The sequence below is a fragment of the Paenibacillus sp. FSL H7-0442 genome, from assembly GCF_038593105.1.
GTDB lineage: Bacteria > Bacillota > Bacilli > Paenibacillales > Paenibacillaceae > Paenibacillus > Paenibacillus polymyxa_D.
The window spans coordinates 1,135,359-1,157,422 of the sequence record NZ_CP151963.1 but is presented as its reverse complement, the minus strand read 5'-3'; the positions used below and the strand labels follow the sequence as shown (position 1 = coordinate 1,157,422).

Genomic DNA, 22,064 nt, shown 5'->3' with positions numbered 1-22,064 from the left:
AAGGGGGTATGTTAATTTCAAACATCTCTTGTCACCAAAAGGCATACTTAAAAAGGGCTACCCCCAGGGTAGTCCTTTTTAGCATCATAAAGCTTCTACATCTTGCCTACAAATCTGTGAATCGAGAGCCGGCTTAAGAGCTTTGCTTACTCAATTGACCATAATATAAATCACTGTAAAAGCCTTTGTGAGCCAGCAGCTCATCATGAGAACCCTGCTCCTCCAGACGGCCATCCTTCAAGACCAGAATCCGGTCAGCCAGACGAATGGTATTCAGCCGATGTGCGATGACGAAACTTGTTCGACCCTGCATAAGCCGCTCCAGTCCTTCTTGTATCTTCATCTCAGTAATGGTGTCGATGCTGCTGGTTGCCTCGTCGAGTACAAGAATGGAAGGGTTGGCCAAAATAGCACGGGCAATAGCCAGCAGTTGTTTTTGCCCTTGACTGATGCCGCTGCCGTTCGCTTCCAGCACCTTGTCGTATCCGTCCTTCATCCGCATGATAAAGGAATGGGCGTTGGCCAGTTTCGATGCTTGTTCAACCTCCTCATCGGTGGCGTCCAGTCTGCCGAAACGGATATTTTCACGAATCGTCCCCTGAAACAGGAAGGAGTCCTGTAGCACAAATGCCATGCGGGAGCGCAAGCTTTCACGCTGTATGGTGGTAATATCGCGTCCGTCCAGCGTAATCGTGCCCTTGTCGGGGCTATAGAATCTAGAAAGGAGCTGGATCAGTGTCGTTTTTCCTGCCCCGGTCGGACCGACCAGCGCGATCATTTCACCAGGTTTGGCTTCAAAAGAGATACCTTCCAGTGTAGCACTTCCCTCATCATAACCGAAGGAAACATCCGTAAACCGCACCGCCCCCTCCACATGCGCTACCTCCACTGCGCCGCGTTCATCCTTGGACTCTTCATCTTCATCCAATATTTCAAATACACGCTCAGCTCCGGCAATAGCAGACAGCAGGGTGTTCCACTGGTTAGCCAAATCGTTCAGCGGTCTGGTGAACTGGCGGGCATATTCTACGAATACAATAATTGTACCTATAGTAATGGAGCCGCGAATGGCCAAAATCCCACCGATCCCCGCTACAATAGCAAAGCTGAGATTATTCAGTCCATTCATCAGCTTCGGTATAAAGCCTGAAATCGTTTGTGCCCAGAAGCCCGACAGCCGAATACGGTCATTGCGCTCGCCAAAACCATGGATGACTCTCTTTTCCTGCGAAAATGCTTTAATAATCTGCTGCCCGGACAGCGTTTCTTCGATGTATCCGTTCAGTTCGCCCACATTCTTCTGGCGTTCCTTATATAAGGGCCCGGTGCGACGTGTAATCCAGCGCATCCCGGCAGCCATCAGTGGCACTACGATAAAGGTCAGCAGGGTCATCAGTGGGCTTAACCACAGCATCACCGTGAGTGTACCGATTAGCGTCAATATGCTCGAAAAAATCTGAATGGCGGAGCTGTTGAGCGTAGAACTGACATTTTCGATATCATTGGTCAGACGGCTCATGATCTCTCCCTGCTGACGTTTGCCATAGAAAGGAATCGGTAGTCGATGCAAATGTGAAAACAGATCGAAACGCATACGGTACACCGTCTCTTGGGCAATCTCAATCATCCAGATATTTTGCAGCCAGGAGGTCAGCGAGTTCAGTAGATATACAGCCCCTAATCCGATGAGAAAATAAATCCACGTGCGTCCACCCGGACCTTCGAGAAAATCATCCACCGCTACACCAACCAGATATGGACCCAGCAGAGCCAGCCCGGAGCTGAGCAGCACCATGAACAGTACCAGCATCAGTTTGGCCTTACGACGAGCCAGATAAGCCCATATCCGTCCTAAGGTGCCAGACCAGTTTTTCGCTTTGGCCTTGCGGCGTCCTTCAGCTCCCGCCGGATTTCGCAGCACACCGGACGGCGGTGTAGGCTGACAGAACGGTTCAATGAGTTCCTTGAACATGCGACTCCTCCTTTCCATATTGTGATCCATAGATGCGTCGATACAGATCCGAGCTATCAATGAGATGCTTATGACTTCCGCTTGCCATCAGACGACCCTCATCCAGCAGTAAAATCTGATCTGCCGATGCGGTCGAGCTGATTTTCTGCGTAATGAGAAATGTCGTACAGGACAGGCCATCGAGTGCATTCAGTAGTGCTGCCTCCGTCCCTACATCCAGCGCACTTGTGCTGTCGTCCAAAATCAGCACTGCCGGCTGGCGTACCAGCGCGCGGGCAATCGAAAGTCGCTGTTTCTGTCCGCCAGACAGATTGACGCCACGCTGCCCGAGCATCGTATCATAGCCTTGCGGCAAGCGTTCAATCATACTATGGATTTGCGCCATGCGTGCGGCTTCCTTAATTTCCTCCAGGCTGGCATTCTCCACCCCCCAAGCAATATTATCCCGAATCGAGCCGGTGAATAGCAGTACCTCCTGAGGGACATAGCCAATGGCCTCTCGCAATATGGACGCATCCAGTTCACGAGCGTCCTTTCCGTCAAAGCGCACATGACCTTCATCCTCTTCATAGAGACGCGTAATCAACTGCACAAGTGAGGATTTTCCCGAGCCAGTGGCCCCCATAATAGCTATCCGCTCGCCCGATTGCGCTTTAAAAGATATTTCCTTTAGGACAGCCAGATCACTGCCCGGATAATGAAAGCTCACCCGGTCCATTTCCACCTGTCCCTCAATCCGTGTATGATGTGTTGAAACAGGCTCCAGCCCATGCCTATCTTCATTAGAAGTTTCCAATATCTCTCGGATCCGCCCCGTAGATGCAGTTGCCCGGGAAAACACAACAACGATACCTGATAAGGCAGACAAGGCTCCAATCGTCCGCAGTGAATAATTGACGACTGCGACCACCTGTCCTACACTGGCATCCCCAGTGGAAATTTGGCCGCGTCCGAACCAAAGTACTGCAATAATCCCTGCATTCATCGTAAACAAAATGAACGGCATCGTCGTTTCCGTCCAGCGTAGAGCGGACACCGTCCCTTTCATCAATTCGCCTCCGTAATGGGCGAAACGTTCGATTTCATGCCGCATCCGTACAAAAACCCGGATGAGCCGGATTCCTGTCAGGTTCTCCTGAATCACTCCGTTAACGTCATCCAGGCGACGCTGGACACCCTTAAACAAAGTGACCGTTCGCCGCATCATCACCAGCACAAACACGAACAGCACCGGGGCCATAACCGCCAATAGCAGCCCAAGCCTGAAATGTACAACTAGTGCCATCACAATACTGCCGATGACTACAAGCGGAACCCTTGTCATAAACCGCAGGCTCATAAACACCGTATCTTGTACTTGCGTGACATCTCCGGTCAGGCGCGTAATCAGCGACGAAGTGGCAAAACGTTTAAACACAGGATACGAAAAGGATTGCACTTTACGGTACAGCTTTTCCCGCAAATCATAGCCGAAGCCCTGACTTGCATGTGAAGCAAAAAAAGAGCTGGATATACCCGCCATAAAGGCGATAACGGCACTCCCCACCAGTACACTGCCCCATAACCAGACGACAGACAAATCCTGCTGCCGGATGCCCTCATCAATGATTTTGGAGATCAGATATGGCTGCGATAGCTCTACCGTCAATTCCAGCAACATCATCACGAGTGCCGCGATGGCTGGAACCCGATATTTTTTTAGAAAAGAGAACATCATCCCCACAAGCATTCCTCCAATTGCCCATAGCCGTTCTTCCAGATCAGCGTGTAATGGTTATAAGATTCGAACCTTCCTGCTGTAAAACCATATATACGCACTTTATACAGCACTATATTTTATTATACCCTTCTGAACGGCTTCGTTTAACCAGCAAATTGGAGACTCCGGTTGCAGGAATTAACAAATATACAAAAAAAGCATTCCAGTCACAGTAACACTTACCGGACGGGAACGCCTTTTCGGTTATTTCGGCAGCTCTGCCGGATAATACTGCAGCCAGCGCCTTAAATCCGCGCTATGGATGACAAGCTTGGGATCTTCACCGACTAGGCGAAGCCGCTCCAGCAGGAACTTGATTTCACCGGAGCCTGCCTCGATTCCTTCCTGCTCCAGCATATATTGAACTGCACTTCTGCCCGAATGCTTGCCGAGTACGAACGAATGGTCCGTTCCCAGCTCAGTCGGATCAAGGGCCTGATAGGCGGAGCGCTCCTTTAGCAGACCGTTGATATGTATGCCGGATTCATGGGCGAATACCATGTCTCCCACAATGGGCTTGCCTTCGGGAATGATTCGGTTGGAGGCTTGGGACACCAGTGCAGCCAGCGGGTTCAGCAGTTCGGGACGGACGCTGCAGGTTCCTTGATATAGGTCCCTCCACGACATCACCACCTCTTCCAGCGCCGTATTACCTGCCCTTTCTCCAAGTCCCGACACCGTGGTACTGGCCCAGACAGCTCCCGCCTGCAAAGCTGCCAACGTATTGGCAAGCGCGAGGCCATAATCATTATGACAGTGAATCTCAAGCTCCACATCCTGCGGCACGCGCGATACAAACCTGTCTATACGGGCAGCTATGGCAGCAGGATGATGAACGGACAGCGTGTCGGCATATCTGAAGCGCCGGATACCATCCCTGTAGAGCTGATTCGCCAACTGCTCAAGGAACAGGTCATCTGCCCTCGAAGCATCCTCAAAGCCTACGGAAACAGTCAATCCTTTACACTGACCGTAATCGACAGACTTGCGGATCAGTTCTGTCACCTGCTCAGGGTTCATACCCAGCTTGGCCTTCATCTGCACCGTCGACACGGGAACCGAAATATGGGCCCAGCCGACACCTGTCGATTCAGCTGCATCAATATCCGTGAACACCGCGCGATTCCAGGTCATTAGCTTCATCTGAAGTCCGAGAGCAGCAATCCTGGCAATAGACCTGCACTCCGCCTCTCCCATTGCCGGAATTCCGATCTCAGCCTGCTCCACCCCCGCCGAGTCCAGCATGATGGCAATTTCAGTTTTCTCCTCGGCCGAAAAGGCAACGCCCGGAGCCTGTTCTCCGTCACGAAGTGTCGTATCACAAATATGCAATCGACTCATCTGTATTCCCTCCCGTTCCGCAGCACGGACAACGCGGATTGCGTTTGACCGCTATGGTGCAGCTGCTCATATCCAGCACATTCATACGGTACATGCGGTCAGTGAACAGATTGCCCGCATCTGTAATCCATTTGACCGCTTCCAGTGCAGCCATACAGCCAATCAAGCCAGAGGTGGCTCCCAGGACCGGGAATCCCAGAGGCTCCCAAGGCTGTCCGCCTTCTGGGTAGAGACATTCCAAGCATGCCGTCCTACCGGGATCAATGGTCATCAATGATACTTCATAGGCGTACATGGCCGCCTCTATCATCGGTCTGCCATGTCGAACACATAGTCTGTTCAGCGCATATCTTTCCGGAAAGTCATAACGTGCATCAATCACAATATCGGCCGCTTCTACCCATGATCCAGAGGATTCTTCCGTGATTCTGTGGGCGTGGCCCTCAAGCTCCGTCTCCGGATTGATACGATGCAAATGCTGTAATGCCGTCTCCATCCGTTCCTCCCCGATTCGTCCGCTGTCCATCAGCACCTGCCGGTTCATATCGGGCAGATGGATTATGCCCTCATGGGCCAATATCAGCTTTCCTACTCCGGCAGCGGCCAGGTACATGGCCGCTGTCCCTCCCAATCCTCCGATGCCTGCAACCATAACAGTAGCCTGCTTTAGCCTGTTCTGACCTTCTACTCCCAACAGCTTCAACTGGCGTCCGTATCTACTGTCTTCCAGCAGCTGTACCATTCGTCCACCCCCTCCATGTGCGGCTCCCGCCTTTAAGATATTCGGTCCGCAGGATCTTGATAACTTATAGGGTTGCTCTTCCTTACAGGAGAGCTCATGATTCGGCTTTGCCGCTGCCCTCCTCAGCATGCAGGATTTTGGCAAGCCACATGGGCGGATTGCGAGCCAGCATATTCTGGAGACGCTGGACCTGCTCCTCAATGGTGCTACCGAAGGCCACCTTCACAGGCATAATGGTCCGTTTGGTAACCTGTGCGGCGGCCGAAGCGCCAATCTGTACCAGGAAGATCAAGGTACAATCCTCGATCAAGCCAATTCGGCTGGCGATCTTGCCCGCCTCGTTCTCATCGCTCCCCAGGGCTATCCGCCGATGCTCCAGGAACTGGACGCCTGAGTGCCGGATTTCAAATACAGTGAACATAGGACTCTGCCCAAAATGAGCATTCACAAGCACGCCGTCTTCCGTCGCAAATGCAACCTTCATCCTCCCCTCCCCCTCTCGGCAAGCAATACATTGCCCACCTTATTCACCCACTCCATGGTTCCACGGTATCCGACGCTTACGGATGTGTGGGCGCCTAGCTCGTCATACACCGGCAAGCCTGCCGGTACGAATGAGGCCCCAGCCCGTGCCGCTCCCTTTCTCCCATGTGAATTGCTGATCCACAAATCAACACCCTGCGCGCTCTCCTCTGCATCATCCAGGCCACCGATCCAGACTTCCCGTTCTGTCTTTTGCAGTGCGGGCGTGCTGCAGGGTGTAATTAGCCGCTTCAGTTCCACTCCCATCTCCTCCAGCCAGGCTGCGGTCGACAGCATATGATCCGGTTCTAGCGCCACTACAGCCGAAGCGCCGGAATAATAGAAATGGGCATCCAGCATGCTGTCCAACAGATTTTCACGCTGCCAGCGAAAGCGAACGGGGGCTGGCTCGCGGCTGATCTTCTGCAGAAAATGTATGAACGCATCGCTCGCGGCCAAGCCAAACAGACCAGCGAACAAGTGGTAGGGAATGCCTGCGGCATGAGTCAGCCTGCGCGCCGGCCGCTCCATGCTCGCGCCAATGGCAATGGTACAGGAAGACTCCAGCATCTGGCAGGCTGAATCTAGCGGAGTCCCCCCTCTTGTCAAAGGGGAGAAGCCTGTCAGCAGGTGACCGGACAAGGAAGTGGAGATATCGGGGAGCGTAATAACCTCCAGGCCGAAGGAAGCGATAATATCCTTGATTTCCATGACATCTCCGGCAGTCAGATAAGAAGCTGGCAGCAGATTGACCTGCATCCGGCGCTGTTTTCTGGGGGACTTGCCTCCGGCCAATCCGAGTACAGCATCCATTAGGGACTCTACTGTACTACTGTAGCCCGTCTCCAGAGAGCCGTGAAAATCAGGCAGCGATACAGAAAACAGCAGACTGTCTTTCAAGGCCCGTTCTCGCTTGAACGCCTTTACCCTGGACTGAAAATCAACGCCTGCCACCTCGGTGAGGGCTGTGCTGATGACGCCGATGACATCTGGATGGTGTTTGGACCAGATATGATCCAGTGCCTCCTCCAGATTCCGGTCTGCATCAAATATAACGTCCATCTCTTGCAGCGCAGAGGTCTGAACGGCTATCGGCTCTCGAAAATGGCGAGTCAGCAGCGCCTTGGAGAAGGCCGAGCAGCCCTGAGCGCCGTGCAGCAAAGGCATTGAGCGATACATCCCCTGCAGAGCCAGCACGCCCCCCAAAGGCTGTCCTACCTTGAGCGGGTTGATACTGACAGGCTTCGTGGCGGATTTAATCGGCAAATTCCGTCTCCTCCTCCCATGGAGCTGGTTTGGCGGTCAGCTCCCACACCGGATGCTGCAGCGTATGCACAAGCTGTTTCGCCAGAGACAACAGCCCGTCATAGCCCGCATAGGCTTTGTGCCGCTCCTGATTGATGTCCACAAAAGGAATCTGTTCCTTAAGCGCCATATACATATTCCGGCCCCCGGCAATGATCATGTCCGCCTTGCGGCTCCGTACGGTTTTGAGAATCTGCCGGGCACCGCCTTCCGGGATGTATTCCGCATCATCCCCGATACGGTCAGCAATCCGGGATACATCCTCGGCAGTGCTCTTGTTCGTGCCTACACCTACCACCTTTATGCCCAGCTCCTGCAAAGCCGTAATGACAGACCAGCTCTTTACACCCCCGGTATAGAGCACTGCCCGCTTTCCTTTCAACTGCTTGCGATAGGGCTCCAGCTCCAGCGATAGCCTCATTTCCTCCCGTGCGGCCAGCTTATCCACCCGTCGCTCTACATCACGATCTCCGGTCAGATAAGCCATCTGCCGCAAGGAATAACTCGTCTCCTTTGCTCCATAAAATGAACCTTCAAAATAAGGAATGCCGTATTTACGCTCCATTTGGACTGCTAGGCCCAGCAAAGCTCGGCTGCATACGACCATGTTGGCCTTGGCACGATGCGCCCATCCCACCTCACGGAACCGACCGTCCCCGGTAATTCGGGACAGGATAGTCATTCCCGTCTGCTGCATCAGCCGCTCGATATGCCACATCTCGCCCGCAATATTGTATTCCCCGATGAGATTGATATCATGGGAGGTTGTCTGTTCCGGCTCGGTACTGCCGATAATATGCTGGAACAATACATCTCCGGCCAGCCGAGTCCCGAGATTCTTACTGCCCACAAATCCCGGACTGTTCACCGGAATGATCGGCGTCCCCAGCCGCTCCGATTCAGCCTTGCAGACCCCCTCGATATCTTCACCGGTGAGGGCTGTGACGCATGTGGTATAGACGAATACAGCGGGAGGAGCAAAACGGCTGACAATGTAGCGGATCGATTCATGCAGCTTCTGTTCACTACCAAAAATGATATCCTGTTCTCCAAGATCAGTAGTGAAGCCATACGCCGACAGCCCCGGGCCGCTGGACAGGCTGCCTCTGCTCTCCCAGCTATTGCCGAGACACGCAATCGGCCCGTGCACCAGATGAGCCGCATCTGCAATGGGGATCAGTGTAATCTGGGCCCCGTCAAAGGAGCAGCCACCCGAAGCCTCCCCCGGCACAGGCCGGGGACAGGGCGTGCTTTTGGGAATTTTGTTGCCGCAGGATACCTCCAGCCTTCCGTTAGACACAGCCGGCTCCATCCGCACACCCCCTTATTTCAGATAGAATCCATTGAAATCACAAGCCAAGCTGCCAACTTCCATCTACGCGATACAGCAATTAGCGCACCAAATCAAAGCTATGATCCGGAGCCTGCTCTTCCATGACATCCAGTACGGTATTCACGAATTGGGTAAGCAGATTCAGCGTACCCTGGTAGCCGATAATCGGATAACGATGTAGATGATGCCTGTCGAAGATCGGAAAGCCCACACGGAGCAAAGGAATTTTCGCCTCTTTCGCCGCAAACTTCAGATGGGAACTGCCAATAGCCAGGTCCACCTGGTCCTGGAACAGCAGCGAACGCATATGCCACAAATCCTGACCAGAATGAACCGTGGCTTCTGCACCGTAAGGGCTGGACTTCAGCAGAAGCTCTGCTTCCTTCTCAAATTTCCGGTCTCCATTGGAGCAAACAATATGCACCGGCTCCATGCCCAGCTCTAGACAAAAGCCAATCAGGCCGATGAGCATGTCCGGGTCTCCTGCCATAGCCACTCGTTTGCCGTGCAGATAAGCATGCGAATCCATCATGGCATCCACAACTCGAGCACGCTCCTGCTTCAATGCCTCGGGTATTTCTCTTCCGGACAGGCGGCTAATCTCCTCAAGCAAGCGATCTGTAGCCCGGATACCCAGCGGTGTGGAGATGGAGAACATCTGCTGCCCCCAGGTTTGCTTCATATAACCTAATGTTTTACGAAGAGAGTACTGCTGGATCGCCAACGTGCCGGCAGCATCTGCGGCCTTGGGCACATCCTCAAGCGGCGTTCCCCCGTAATAGTAGCTGTACTCTCCAGTAGCTCCTGAATCAAAATTACTGCTGTGGTCACCCAAAATGGTATACGTAGCGCCGAACATCCCAAGTATGCGCCGCATTTCCGCAAAATTTCCCGTATACCCGTCAAACCCAAGCAGTACATTCAGCTTCAATTCATGACCAGGCTGCGGCGTCCGGCCTGACTTGTTATACAGCGTCTCCAGCACAGAGCGCAGCATGGCATCATAGCCTGTAATATGTGAACCGGAGAAGCTGGGGGTATTGGCAAAAGGAACTGGCATATCCTCGGGAAGGGCTCCCTCCTGACGGGCATTAGCCAGGAAGGCAGACAGGTCATCTCCGATCACCTCTGCCATACAGGTCGTGCATACCGCAATCATCTCCGGCTGATACAAGGCAATACAGTTCTCTATACCGTCAATGAGGTTGCGCATGCCGCCGAATACGGCGGCATCCTCGGTCATCGAGGTGGAGACGGCAGGAACAGGCTCCTTGAAGTGGCGGGCAAGATGGCTGCGGAAATAAGCCGTACAGCCCTGTGAGCCATGAATGAACGGGAGCGTTTTTTCAAAGCCCAGTGCAGCCATAACCGCTCCCAGCGGCTGACAAGCCTTGGCCGGGTTCACGACTACGGCTGTGCGGGCAAAATTCTTGTCCTTGTATTCCTTGGTCTTGGTGTACTCCAGGGTGTCGGTAACCTCCTCTGGCGAACAAGGGGCCTCGAAGGCTCGTTTCTCCTCACGCTGGCGCACATATTTATCCTGCCGAAACAGCTGATTGTGATCGACAATATTCAGACGCTCGCTCATACCGACACCTCCGCAGTCTGCCGGGACGGCAGCAGGCTCCAAACTGGACTGTTTATGGTCATATCCATATCACGTGCAAAAATCTGGAAGCCGTCAAAACCATGATAAGGCCCGCTGTAATCCCATGAGTGCATTTGACGGAAGGGAATGCCCATTTTGTGATACACGTATTTCTCCTTGACTCCGGCGCCCATTAAGTCAATATTCAGCCGCTGGGCCAGTTCCTCCAGCTCATAGGCAGTTGGATCATCGTACAGAATAGTGCCTTCCTTTACATCGGGAAATGTCTTCTCGTAATCATCCTTATGGGCAAATTCGTAGCCTGTAGCCACAATTTCCATCCCCAGATCCTCATAGGCACCGATGGTATGCCTTGCCCGCAACCCGCCAATCAGAAGCATCACCTTTTTACCTTCCAGACGTGGGCGGTATTTACGGATGACTGCCTCCATCTGCGGCATATATTGGGCGATGACCTGCTCACATTTTTCCTGAATCGTTTCGTCAAAACGAGCTGCAATCGCCCTTAAGCTCTCCACTGTCTTGGTCGGGCCAAAGAAGTTATATTCCATCCAAGGAATTCCGTATTCCTGCTCCATCGTTGTGCACATATAATTCATGGAACGATGACAATGGATCAGATTGAGCTTGGATTTGTGCGCAATCCCCAGCTCATTGATCGTACCGTCCCCCGACCACTGCGCTATGACCCGCAGTCCCATTTCCTCCAGCAAAATACGCGAAGCCCAGGCATCACCGCCGATATTGTAGTCCCCGATAATGGAGACATCATAAGGCCCGCACTCCTTTAGCTCCCGGCGCCCCATCAGAAAATCGCGGATAGCATCATTGGCAATGTGATGGCCCAGAGACTGACTCACCCCGCGAAAGCCCTCACAGCGTACGGGAATAACCGGAATGCCCAGCTCCTCTGTCATCTTCTTGGCCACAGCCCCGATATCATCACCAATCAGTCCGACCGGACATTCAGATTGCACGGAGATGCCCTTAGCCAGCGGGAACATCTCCTTAATTTCCCTACAGATCACCTCTAGCTTCTTATCTCCGCCGAACACGATATCCTTTTCCTGAAAATTGCTTGTAATCTGCATGGCGGTAAAATTATCGATTCCCAATATCCCATTCGCATAATTACGTCGAGTACCCCAACTGTATTGCCCGCAGCCGATGGGACCATGGCTAATGTGCACCATGTCTTTAATCGGGCCCCATACCACACCCTTGGACCCTGCATAAGCACAGCCCCTTGCTGTCATGACGCCGGGTCGTGATTTCATGTTGGACTTGATGGAACAGGTCCCGCAGTTCACAAGCTCCTCATCCGCGATCTCAAAATGCTTGGTCCGGTCCTTCTTGGCCTTCTTGGGATATACCTCCAGTATCTCCTCTACGATCTGCTTACCCTTATCCACAATACTGCTCATTTGACCTATTCCTCCCTCCTGCGAGCTGCGCGTTCAGCTCCTCCCATCATCACACGATGATTCCGTCATTAAGCCTTCTGGCTACAGCCTACTGCCCGGACGCCTCAGCTTTGTTAATTGCGGTTTCTTCATCCTCAATAATGCCGAATTCCATCAATAGATCCTCCAGCTCTTCCATGGAAATAGGGGTGGGAACCGTTAGCATGTCATTATTCAAAATTTTACCTGCCAGCTCTTCATACTCCGCAGCCTGCTTATGGTCCGGGTTGTATTGAGTTACAGTCATACGGCGCAGCTCAGCGTGCTGGACAACATTATCACGCGGCAAAAAGTGGATCATCTGCGTGTTCAGTCTTCTTGCAAGCTCTGTAATCAATTCCGCTTCCAGGTCCGTATTCCGGCTGTTGCAGATTAAGCCGCCCAAACGCACCCCACCGCTGTTGGCATACTTCAAAATCCCGCGTGCAATATTGTTGGCAGCGTACATAGCCATCATCTCGCCTGAGCATACGATGTAGATTTCCTGCGCCTTCTTCTCCCGGATCGGCATGGCGAAGCCCCCGCACACGACGTCCCCCAGTACATCGTAGGATACGAAATCCAGCCCTTCGTAGGCCCCCTCTTCCTCCAGAAAATTAATGGCCGTGATAATGCCGCGCCCTGCACAGCCGACACCAGGCTCCGGCCCACCGCATTCCACGTTCAGAATGTCACCGAAGCCCTTCTGGACAACGTCCTCCAATTCCAGGTCCTCCACCGTACCCCTTTCAGCCGCCAGATGCAGCACAGTCTGTTGGGCCTTCGTATTCAAAATAAGACGGGTGGAGTCTGCCTTGGGATCACAGCCTACGATCATAATTTTTTGTTTGAATTTGGTCGCGAGTTGAGCCAGTGTATTCTGCGAGGTTGTCGATTTGCCGATACCGCCTTTACCGTAAAACGCAATTTGTCTCATATTTTCTCAGCCTCCAAAATGTTCAATGGGTAAATCCGAATGACTGCCCTTAACTCCCTTATTACGCTTACTTCCCTTATTGCTCTGCACAGGATACATATAACGTAGAAATTTTACATATTCCAGAACGGATTCCTCAATATCCCCGCCGCATACAATAGGCAGCACGCCAGCTTCCTGCAATGCCTCTTTGGGGGCCTCGCCTATGCCGGCCGACAGCAGCAATGCACAGTCATGCACCATGGAAAGGATCTCCTTCATCGTCTCGGCCTTGTCTCCATTGCAATCGGCTTTCCCGTGGCAGTAGGATTGCACCTTACGAATGCCTATGAAATTTACGATAATCCCATCGCTTTCATAGATCATAAATTCCTTGGCACGGCCGAAATGCTGATTCACCTTCCCTCCGCCACGACTGGCCACAGCGATTAGGACTGGCTTTGAGGTAAAGCTCACTTCAGGCCTATCCCCAGATAACGGGCAGCTACATCCAGCCCCGGTTGACGGTTGTTTGGGGTGCGATTGTCCCTCCTTGCGTTCCATTCTCACTCTCACCTTCTCATCCAGTTCTTTCTGAAATTGTGCCCTTGCCTCTTCATCCATGGGAGGAGCAGCCGCAATGTTCTCCCATGTAAAATCCTGATTGCGATCCTCGCCCAGCAGTCCAATCGCATCCGCCCTGCACTGACGGCAATGGCGCATAATGACAGCTCCCGCTTCAGCACATTTCTCCTGCAGCTGCCGGACCAGGCGGGGACGGGGGGCCCGCATCCCTTCCTGCTCATATCGGCTACCAGGTGCGATGATGAGCGGCATAATGTTGTGCAGCACCGCGCCGTGCTCCTTGACCACCCTGGCTACCTCCGGCAGATGGGCATCATTGACTTCGGGAATCAGCACCGAGTTCACCTTGCACAATACGCCTCTCGAAGCCAGCATCTTCAAGCCTGCCAGCTGGCGGTCAATCAACAGCCGTGCGGCCTCCTCACCTGTATAGCGTTTTCCTTCATCGTAGACCCATCCATAAATGCGGCTCCCCACCACTGGATCTACAGCATTGATCGTGATCGTGACATGCGAAATGCCCAGCTCTACAATCCTGTCGATATGCCTGATCAAGGTAAGGCCATTCGTGCTGAGACAGAATATGACGTCCTTAACTGTCTCACGGACCCGGCGGAAGGTATCGAAGGTTGCCTCCGCATTGGCCAGCGGATCTCCAGGTCCCGCAATGCCGACAACGGACAGCTGCATCAGCTGTGCCGCTACGCCATAGGTCTTGCTCGCCGCCTGCTCCGGCGTAAGCAGTTCACTAACAACGCCGGGACGGCTTTCATTGACGCAATCGAATTTGCGGTTGCAATAATGGCACTGAATATTGCATGCCGGGGCTACTGGAAGATGAATGCGCGCAAAATAGCGATGTGCCTCTTCGTTATAACAGGGATGTCGTCTGAGAGTTTCTAATGCTAAGGGGGTTTCCCAGAGATCAGCTAAAGAGTCCATTCATTCCCTCCTCTCTACGTTATATTCCCTTACATAATTCTCTATTTTGTCTGGAATATAATTACATCTTAGAGACAGGGACAAATACAGTCAATTCACTTCTCCATGAAATCTCTGTTATTTATCCTCATTTCACATATGTGTCAAATTTCACGTTAGGTAATATATCACAACATTCACATGTTCGCGGTTACATTTTATATTCTCAATAACATCAAGACGTAAAAAAAGAGAGTCCGTAAATACGGCTCTCCTTTTGAGATAAGAAACTTTAATTTTTTATTATATATTTTGGGAAATAGTCTCCGCTTATCATTCCTTCACATCTATTTTCGTCCCATCGACTATCGTTCCATCGACTTCTTTTTCATCTACCTCTGCTGCCTCTACTTCATCCGCTTCGTCACTGCTCTCTTCCTCTATTAAGGCTTTTGGCGTGTAGAGCTTGGGAATCGGCACATTCGCCCAATCCATATCGGATGCAAAATAAAAGCTCGTGTAGGACGGCTGGTTATACCCGGTATTTTGACGCGCCACATCCGTGCGATACTGCGGATCATGCATCAACGTGTACAATTTATGCGTCGTAGGTTCTGTGCTCAGATAGATACGGATGGCTGAGCTATCCGCTGTACGGACGAGCATTTCCTCCCGCCAATCTCCGAAAATGTCGGCTACCAGCGATGGAGTTCCTTTCGTATAGTTATTCGTTTTGGTTCCAGTAGCGGTCAGCAATGTACCTCGTTTCCAATCCTCAATGGTTGGGGTTACATCAATTGCGCCATTTACGATTTGTGTGGTCATATCAGCTGCCCATTTGATACTCATATTGGTACCCGGCATCTTCGTATCCAGTTGTTTGCCCGCTGCGGTCCACAGGCCTATGGCCCAGGTCTCCAGACCTCGCTGATCCGGGTCTATGTCACCGACCATTCCCCGACCTGTATCCTTGCCGGAATATGCGCCGTAAATAATTTCACCTGTTTTGGCATCCCGCAAAGAATAGCCATATGGAGCGTAAGTGCCACCTTCATGTACCATAAAGATTTCTTTGCCGGGGCGATCCGGGTCAATATCGGTTACATGCAGTGCATCGCCGTGCCCCAATCTGGCGGTTTGACCCGGAGTTGCACTTTCAGGAGGCATGACATCAAATGAGCTGTACAACAGGCTGCCATCATGGTCAATCGTGGCGGAACCGTATACGATTTCGTCCTTGCCGTCACCGTCCACATCCACCACGCTCAAAGAATGCGCTCCCTGTGTGGTCAAGGTGCCAAATTTCGGGTCCGTTCCATCACGCCCGTGCGGACCATCGTTAAATGGATTGGTCATTGGTGTCCAGCCACTGTCCACCATCCAATGTTTTTGGAGATGGCGACCATCCCATGTGTAGGTGGCCAAAGTGGAACGCGTATAATAGCCGCGTGCAAATACGGCATACGGCTTGCGGCCGTCCAGATAGGCCACACCTGCCAGGAAGCGGTCTACACGGTTGGCGGGTTCAATTCGGGCCATGGCGTAGTCGCCCCACATGAGGCCATCGTCATGACGCTCCGGCTCATAGCGGACGGTATCCAGCTCAGCTCCCGTTTTCCCCTTGAAAATTGTCAAATACTCTGGTCCATCGACAATAAAGCCCTCGAACTCTCTCAGCTTGTTTTTGTCGCTCCGTGATGGTGCATATACATCCATAAAGTAGTCTGTCAGGCTTTCCGCATCCTTTCGGGATAACGGATAACTGTACTTCGGAGCGATGCCAAAGCATTCCTCCAGCGTAGCAGGCCATTGTCCCTTGACCACTTCTTCATGCTTCGTCCAGTTCATGAACATGTTCACCACATGCTCATAATAATCCGAACGACTCAAACGGTAATCGTCCTCATGTGTAATCCCTGCTTTGCGATCCTCACGTGGCAGAGTAATATACTTTTCTTTTTTCGCCTTGCCCTTCTTATCAAAAGAAATCGTTTTGGTCCCTGGAGCCGTTTTGAACATCAGCTCGGCTTTACCATCGCCGTCAAAATCGTACACCATCATCTGTGTATAATGCGCACCTGATCGAATATTCACGCCTAGGTCGATCCGGTACAGCAGCTTGCCTTCGGCCGTATACGCATCAACATACGTATTTCCGGTATACCCCTTCTGAGATACATCTTTGGAGTTCGATGGGTCCCATTTTACAAAAAACTCATATTGTCCGTCTCCATCCACATCCCCCACACTCATATCGTTGGCCGAATACGTATAGGATTCACCTGCGGGTGTTACGCCATCGGCAGGCTTTTGGAGAGGAAGCTCATAGTAACCCTGCTGCCATGGCTTCACTTTAGCGCTACGATCCTTTTCCCGCCCATTAACGACTGAAGCTACTCTGTATACTGATTTACCATTCCCTTCCTTATCCACATAGTTGGTACTGTCGGTCACTGTCGCAATCTTCTTACCGTCACGGTATACGTTGAAGTCCGCTCCTGTCAGCCCCGTTGAACCGTAACCGTTCACTTCTTGAGCCAATAACCGCCAGCTTAAAAAGACCCCCTCCTGCGTCACCGCAGCTACCAGTCCGCGATCCAACTTTTCCAGCTGAATGCTACCGCTACGGTTCTGTTCAACTGCAATGGCTGATTCCGCCTGTAGTGTCGGTTCGGACAAATCTTCCGCAGCCACTCCTCCAGTCGTGCCCGTCATCGCCAGCATGGTTGCCAGCGCAGCGGTCAAGGTTCCCTTTCGCCATGCGCCTTTCCTTTGAGCCATTCAAGTCGTCCTCCTCAATTGTATTGTGATGACAAGCAAGTACGCCAAAATGATTGCGCTTACATAAATTAAATTCCCTATTATTATAGTTTTGCCGTTCCCTCAAACGCGTTTAAATATCCGAGGATTTCTCTACACAAAACCGTGTTGTTTACTCATTCCAAATAAAACAGCTCCCACCAAGGCTGTATGAAAACGGCATGCTAAGGGCTGAACACCGCCAAACTCCCCATGAAGGCAGAGGAAGTAGGCAAAATCATATTCGCATAAACTCAAAAGGAAATATAAAAAAACGGACAGTGGATTGTTCCCATTGTCCGTTTTCGTATTTTTCGCGCTAGTTATGGATTAGGATTCGTCTTGATTACTGCAACCTAGTGAGGGACAAATGAACTGAAATCGTCCCTGCTCGACTGATCCGCATGATAAAATACTACATCCCCGTCCTGTAAATGAAAGGTATGCCCGTACGGGTCCTTTATCTCTCGGCGGTAACCCTCCAGTTGCCACTGGTTCAATAGCGGGCCATTTATATACTGTAAATGCGGATGCTCGGTGTCACCCTGACGCAGTGACTCCAAATTAAAGCCAACGACGATAAAGCCTGTTTTCTTGAATATATCCGTATTCTCGTTAAGCTCCTGACGGCGACTGACCTCGCGCAAATCTGTGCCTTTGGTGACTGCGTACACATCAGCAGGCAGGCTATATTCACCATACCAGCGCTGAATCGACGCATTAGCACGATCCACATTGACCCCATCCGGCAGGTCTGTCTTCGGACCCATCAAGGTACGCACAGCCGCAGGCAGCACCAGCCAGTCGTAACGTCCAATCCAGGTCTTGCTGCGTGCAATACGGTGGGCATACAGAGAAACATAGCGTTCCAGCGTTGACTGGCTTTGCTGTGCTTCACTCAGCTCATGCTTGTATTGGTAGGCTGCCGTGTCCTGCATTTCCTCCATCGGCACATTGCGTAGCCGTTCATTCAAAATAACATATCGCTTCTCCCGGTCCTCCGCCGATCCCAAACGGATAAATTTTCGGCTGCCGGAATGTGTATACAGATCCACCTCTTCCCGCTGTCGCCCATCTTTGCTCACCCAATAGAACGATGGCGTGATGCGAATACCGTCCTTGGCGCTAAACATATTGCCTTTGGTTTTGAGGTCAAACTTGAAATGGTAGCCTGTCTTGACTGCCACATTTGCATAACCTTCATGTGGGTGACTGCCGGGACGAATGGGCAAGGTGAATGGCTCCTGGTTCCCTCTCGGTAACCCGTCAATATTGCCAAGCCCCGTCCAATAGGACAGGCCGCTATGCGTCGGGCTCCCTTTACGTTGCCGAAACACCCGCTCCCAATGGTAATCGGCAATATCCGTGATATGAAAATCGTACATCCGTCCGATGACCTCTATATTTACCACATCATTGGCAACATGGTGGGCGATATCCGTGTTGGCATGGCGCTGTTCGGTGAACCCGTCCGGAGCATTTTCGGCAATGGTACGGAACTCAACTGTATAGTTGCCTTCATCCACCCATACGGGAAGATAAAAGTCTGTGTTGAGCTGCAGCACTGGAATGTCGATCCAGGTACCCCGCGGATAAAAATGCGTCTTTCCTTTGTCGTACACATCGAACGGAAAGCGAACCTGCTTGGTTCGTACATATTTGGCATACTCCCGATCACCATAGCCAGGAATATTCAAATGTGGACCTGCTGTTGAAATCGTCACCCGGAAAGGTCGCTCCAAAATAAGTGCGGATCGACCTTTCGTCGGTTGGGTTTTCTGATTATGAACAGCATCGTCCGACACTTTAGACAGATTCACTACGGGAGTGTGGACAGTCACCGTATTAATTCCCTGTATCGGGAACGTTTTATCCGCACCTCCATTGATATTTCCTTTGAGAATAGCGTAAGTGATGTCACCGCTGCTGGGCGTATTGGGTTTATTGATCTTATGCTTTTCAATCATATGGCCTGGGCTGTACAGGATATCCGACCCGATTTTTACGGGTTCAGGGATTTTGCCAGGAGTCGGCCCCTTTTCCTTGACACGCTCGTGGTCCATGATCGTTTGACCGTTGAATTTCACAGTATCGTTTTCTACTTCCACGTCTGGTGTAGCCTTCTGGGCCACAGGCTCCAGTGATCTTTGTTCATTGGGCACCTTCGGCATACTCTTGCCGCCATAAATATAAAGTGAACCCCCATCGACGATGCCCGGAGAAGGAGCCGGATAGTATTTTCCGTTGGTCGCTGATTCTACAGACGGCGGCGTGTAATTCCGTGGTGGAATCGTAATACTACCTCCCGGCAGTGCATAGTTGCGTAGCTGCGCGTTCTCGATACCGTACACCTCAAGGTTGTCGATCACCCAGTAAGAGTACGGTTTCACAATTTCGTATTTGTAATACTCCACGACCTTCATGTGCCGGGTATCGTTGATATCTTCCCATTCCAGATCATACGTGCGCTTCAGCTTGACGTTGTAGGTGCACTCGCCTTTGAGCTGTTGGTAGGTGTTTTGAAAAAGGTAATTCCGGGCCAGCACGTTTCCGTACAGGCTTTCAGAAGTTGGAATACCCTTGGCTACATCAAAACGTGACGCGCCTCGCTGATCGGCTTTAATAACGGCAGATACTGTCGGGTCCAATTCAGCAGTTTCCAAGCGCAGACCTGGAACGGGGCGGGAGCAGACAACACCTTTTGTTGGCTGTTCATGATCTTGGCAATCTGAGGGTGCTCCCTCTTGGCTTTCTCCAGGCTTAGGACAGCCCTGAGCTTCTTTGTAATACAAATAAGCGGTAAACTGCTCAAAAGAACCGTCATAGGTAAATCCGGGTACAATTCCCGGCAAAATATCTCCGCTTGGCGGTTTACCTGTCGTGCTTTTCTTATAACCCACATACTCATATTTCGGGTTGGTTGGCGGGGTAAAATCATACGGTTGATCAGCTTTCAGTTCATCTTCTAATGGTGTAAATACGTTGTTAAGAGATTTTCCATCAGTGGTAAAATGCTTGACGATTAGGTTGCTGTCCAGTTCGATCTTGAACAGGATGGGTTGGTAGATGCGGTACGCTTTGACCTCTTTGGCACAGTTCGGACAACTCTCTTCCTTAATGTTTTTAGGTCGAGTTATCGCATCCAGTTTTATATTAACTGTGATTGGAATAGTGGTTGTATCCGTTCCAACCCCCTTTATTTGGTAGGGGAGAATGTCATCTTCCTTCGTGCCATCACTTACATAATCTACATACTCAATGTAATCATCAAACCGAGATTTTGAAAAATACTTTTTATAATCAGGATTACTTTTGTTGACTTCCGCTGCTGGATTATACAGCTTTGCTTCAACGCCCTTAATCTTACGACCGGGGAAATTAAATTTGTACGTGAACTTCGCCTCACCGTGCATACCTTTTCCTGGCTCTTTGCCACCGTTGGTTACCCATTTACCAGCGGTGTTCATCCACATGTCGAAGTACATCATGCCAACAAAGTAGCGAGTATTTTTGTCTGGATAGTAGGATAGCGGTGTGATTTCTTCTGAATCGGCAGCCACCTTATCGGTGGGAAAAGAAAAAGGTGAGAGTTGCAACAAAAGCAGTACCCCCACCAGCAATACGGCCAGAATTCGTTTCGTGTTCTTCATGTGCTTAATTATTCTTCCACGGGTTGACCATCATTGGAATATAACCATCGCCTTGCAAGCGAAATCCAATGTACTGAATGTCTGTTAGCTTGAAAGACTTATAATTTTTAATTCCCTGAAAAAGCTCATCAGCAGACGAATAGATCGGATAATAAATCATTTTTGTACCATCACCATTATCCTGTGTCAGCTCATCCAATGGAGGACGGAGGCGTGCATCCTTGTTCTTGGTCAGGTAGAAAATACTGGCCGCTGTACTCGAACTTGTTTTTACTCTCATCCGTAGGTAAGGAACGCCTTTAGGTGTCGTGTAAGGTTCAACAGAATAAATTTCTCGTAGTAGCTTAGTAGGCAGATCAGATTGTTTGAAAATAACCACTTTCTCGTATGTCGTACCATCAACAACGTTCTTCATGAGGTTGGGAATTGTACTAATCGCCTTCTTATACGGCTCGATACTTACCGTCTTATGCCCCGTATCCTCCAGAGCAGCAATTTCCTTCTTTCCAATCCAGACCCAGCGACTAACTTTATCCCACTCCACCGTTTGTCCCAGACCCTCACTTACCAACCGCAGCGGCACAAAAGTACGGTTTTGCTTCAAAATAATCTTCGTTTCATACGTTTTGGTCTGCCCATCCACGGTAGCGGTGTTTTGACCCACTGTCATGTTAACAGCATGGGCATCATTTTTAATCGACACAGCCAATTGACCGCCTGTTTTCTCCCAGCCTACTTTAGCCCCTAGCGCTTCGGATACAAAACGAATCGGAACCATCACATAATCGTTACTATCCTGAAAAGGTTTAGCATCTGGAAACTGTATTTTTTTCGCGTTTAACAAGACTTCAATGGGCTTGGTGCTGCTTGCCGCCTCCGTCGTTGGAATCGTACTTGTCGCGCCCCATAGTAACGTGACTGCGGTCAAACTCAACATCCATTTTTTCATACTCATCTCTCTATCCCCTTTGTCAGCTTAAACTTTAAACTATGTATATCATCTCTAATTTCATAAACTTATCGCATCCCCACTTTCGGAAAATACTGGATACAACTTATATATTATAGGGTTTCCCTCTTACAAAATCTATAAGAAAAACTTCTAATACAAAGCATTCCAAACAAATAGACTCTATTGAGCAATCCTCCCCCTTAAATCATAGAACTG

General features: G+C 50.9%; 14 protein-coding genes. All 14 read right to left on the bottom strand.

Going from position 1 to position 22,064, the window contains the following annotated elements; translation table 11 throughout:
• Positions 1-133: 133 nt before the first annotated feature.
• The 14 genes from MHH57_RS05195 to MHH57_RS05130 all read right to left on the bottom strand — a co-directional run bounded on the left by MHH57_RS05195 (position 134) and on the right by MHH57_RS05130 (position 21,851).
• The gene (locus MHH57_RS05195; RefSeq protein WP_340884547.1) at positions 134-1,972 is read right to left on the bottom strand and encodes an ABC transporter ATP-binding protein; all 1,839 of its coding nucleotides are present in this window, start codon (positions 1,970-1,972) and stop codon (positions 134-136) included.
• Entirely contained in the window at positions 1,953-3,689 is a 1,737-nt protein-coding gene (locus MHH57_RS05190) for an ABC transporter ATP-binding protein (RefSeq protein ID WP_342435162.1), read from the bottom strand. Before MHH57_RS05190 ends, MHH57_RS05195 begins: the two co-directional genes overlap by 20 nt.
• 246 nt (positions 3,690-3,935) lie before the next feature.
• On the bottom strand, positions 3,936-5,072 hold the full coding sequence (locus MHH57_RS05185; RefSeq protein WP_342434909.1) for a homocysteine methyltransferase: 1,137 nt from the start codon (positions 5,070-5,072) through the stop codon (positions 3,936-3,938).
• Positions 5,050-5,814 (bottom strand): HesA/MoeB/ThiF family protein, encoded by a 765-nt coding sequence (locus MHH57_RS05180; RefSeq protein ID WP_342434908.1) that lies wholly within the window; start codon positions 5,812-5,814, stop codon positions 5,050-5,052. The genes MHH57_RS05185 and MHH57_RS05180 overlap by 23 nt, the downstream gene beginning before the upstream one ends.
• A 94-nt stretch (positions 5,815-5,908) precedes the next feature.
• The gene (locus tag MHH57_RS05175; protein WP_069010336.1) at positions 5,909-6,298 is read right to left on the bottom strand and encodes a NifB/NifX family molybdenum-iron cluster-binding protein; all 390 of its coding nucleotides are present in this window, start codon (positions 6,296-6,298) and stop codon (positions 5,909-5,911) included.
• Complete coding sequence (nifN, locus tag MHH57_RS05170) at positions 6,295-7,602, bottom strand: nitrogenase iron-molybdenum cofactor biosynthesis protein NifN (protein WP_069010335.1); 1,308 nt, start codon at positions 7,600-7,602, stop codon at positions 6,295-6,297. Before nifN ends, MHH57_RS05175 begins: the two co-directional genes overlap by 4 nt.
• Entirely contained in the window at positions 7,592-8,953 is a 1,362-nt protein-coding gene (nifE, locus tag MHH57_RS05165) for a nitrogenase iron-molybdenum cofactor biosynthesis protein NifE (RefSeq protein ID WP_342434907.1), read from the bottom strand. The genes nifN and nifE overlap by 11 nt, the downstream gene beginning before the upstream one ends.
• 79 nt (positions 8,954-9,032) lie before the next feature.
• Positions 9,033-10,562, bottom strand: a complete 1,530-nt coding sequence (gene nifK / locus MHH57_RS05160; protein ID WP_069010333.1) for a nitrogenase molybdenum-iron protein subunit beta — start codon at positions 10,560-10,562, stop codon at positions 9,033-9,035.
• Entirely contained in the window at positions 10,559-12,007 is a 1,449-nt protein-coding gene (gene nifD / locus MHH57_RS05155) for a nitrogenase molybdenum-iron protein alpha chain (protein ID WP_340931485.1), read from the bottom strand. The genes nifK and nifD overlap by 4 nt, the downstream gene beginning before the upstream one ends.
• An 88-nt stretch (positions 12,008-12,095) precedes the next feature.
• Positions 12,096-12,962, bottom strand: a complete 867-nt coding sequence (gene nifH, locus MHH57_RS05150; protein ID WP_069010331.1) for a nitrogenase iron protein — start codon at positions 12,960-12,962, stop codon at positions 12,096-12,098.
• A gap of 6 nt (positions 12,963-12,968) precedes the next feature.
• Entirely contained in the window at positions 12,969-14,468 is a 1,500-nt protein-coding gene (gene nifB, locus MHH57_RS05145) for a nitrogenase cofactor biosynthesis protein NifB (RefSeq protein ID WP_342434906.1), read from the bottom strand.
• A 312-nt stretch (positions 14,469-14,780) separates the two neighbouring features.
• Positions 14,781-17,228, bottom strand: coding sequence for a rhamnogalacturonan lyase (locus tag MHH57_RS05140; protein WP_342434905.1), 2,448 nt, complete (start codon positions 17,226-17,228; stop codon positions 14,781-14,783).
• A gap of 374 nt (positions 17,229-17,602) precedes the next feature.
• Positions 17,603-20,896: a DUF5704 domain-containing protein gene (locus MHH57_RS05135; protein ID WP_342434904.1), complete on the bottom strand. Its 3,294-nt coding sequence runs from the start codon at positions 20,894-20,896 to the stop codon at positions 17,603-17,605.
• A 4-nt stretch (positions 20,897-20,900) separates the two neighbouring features.
• Positions 20,901-21,851 (bottom strand): stalk domain-containing protein, encoded by a 951-nt coding sequence (locus MHH57_RS05130; RefSeq protein ID WP_342434903.1) that lies wholly within the window; start codon positions 21,849-21,851, stop codon positions 20,901-20,903.
• Positions 21,852-22,064 lie beyond the last annotated feature (213 nt).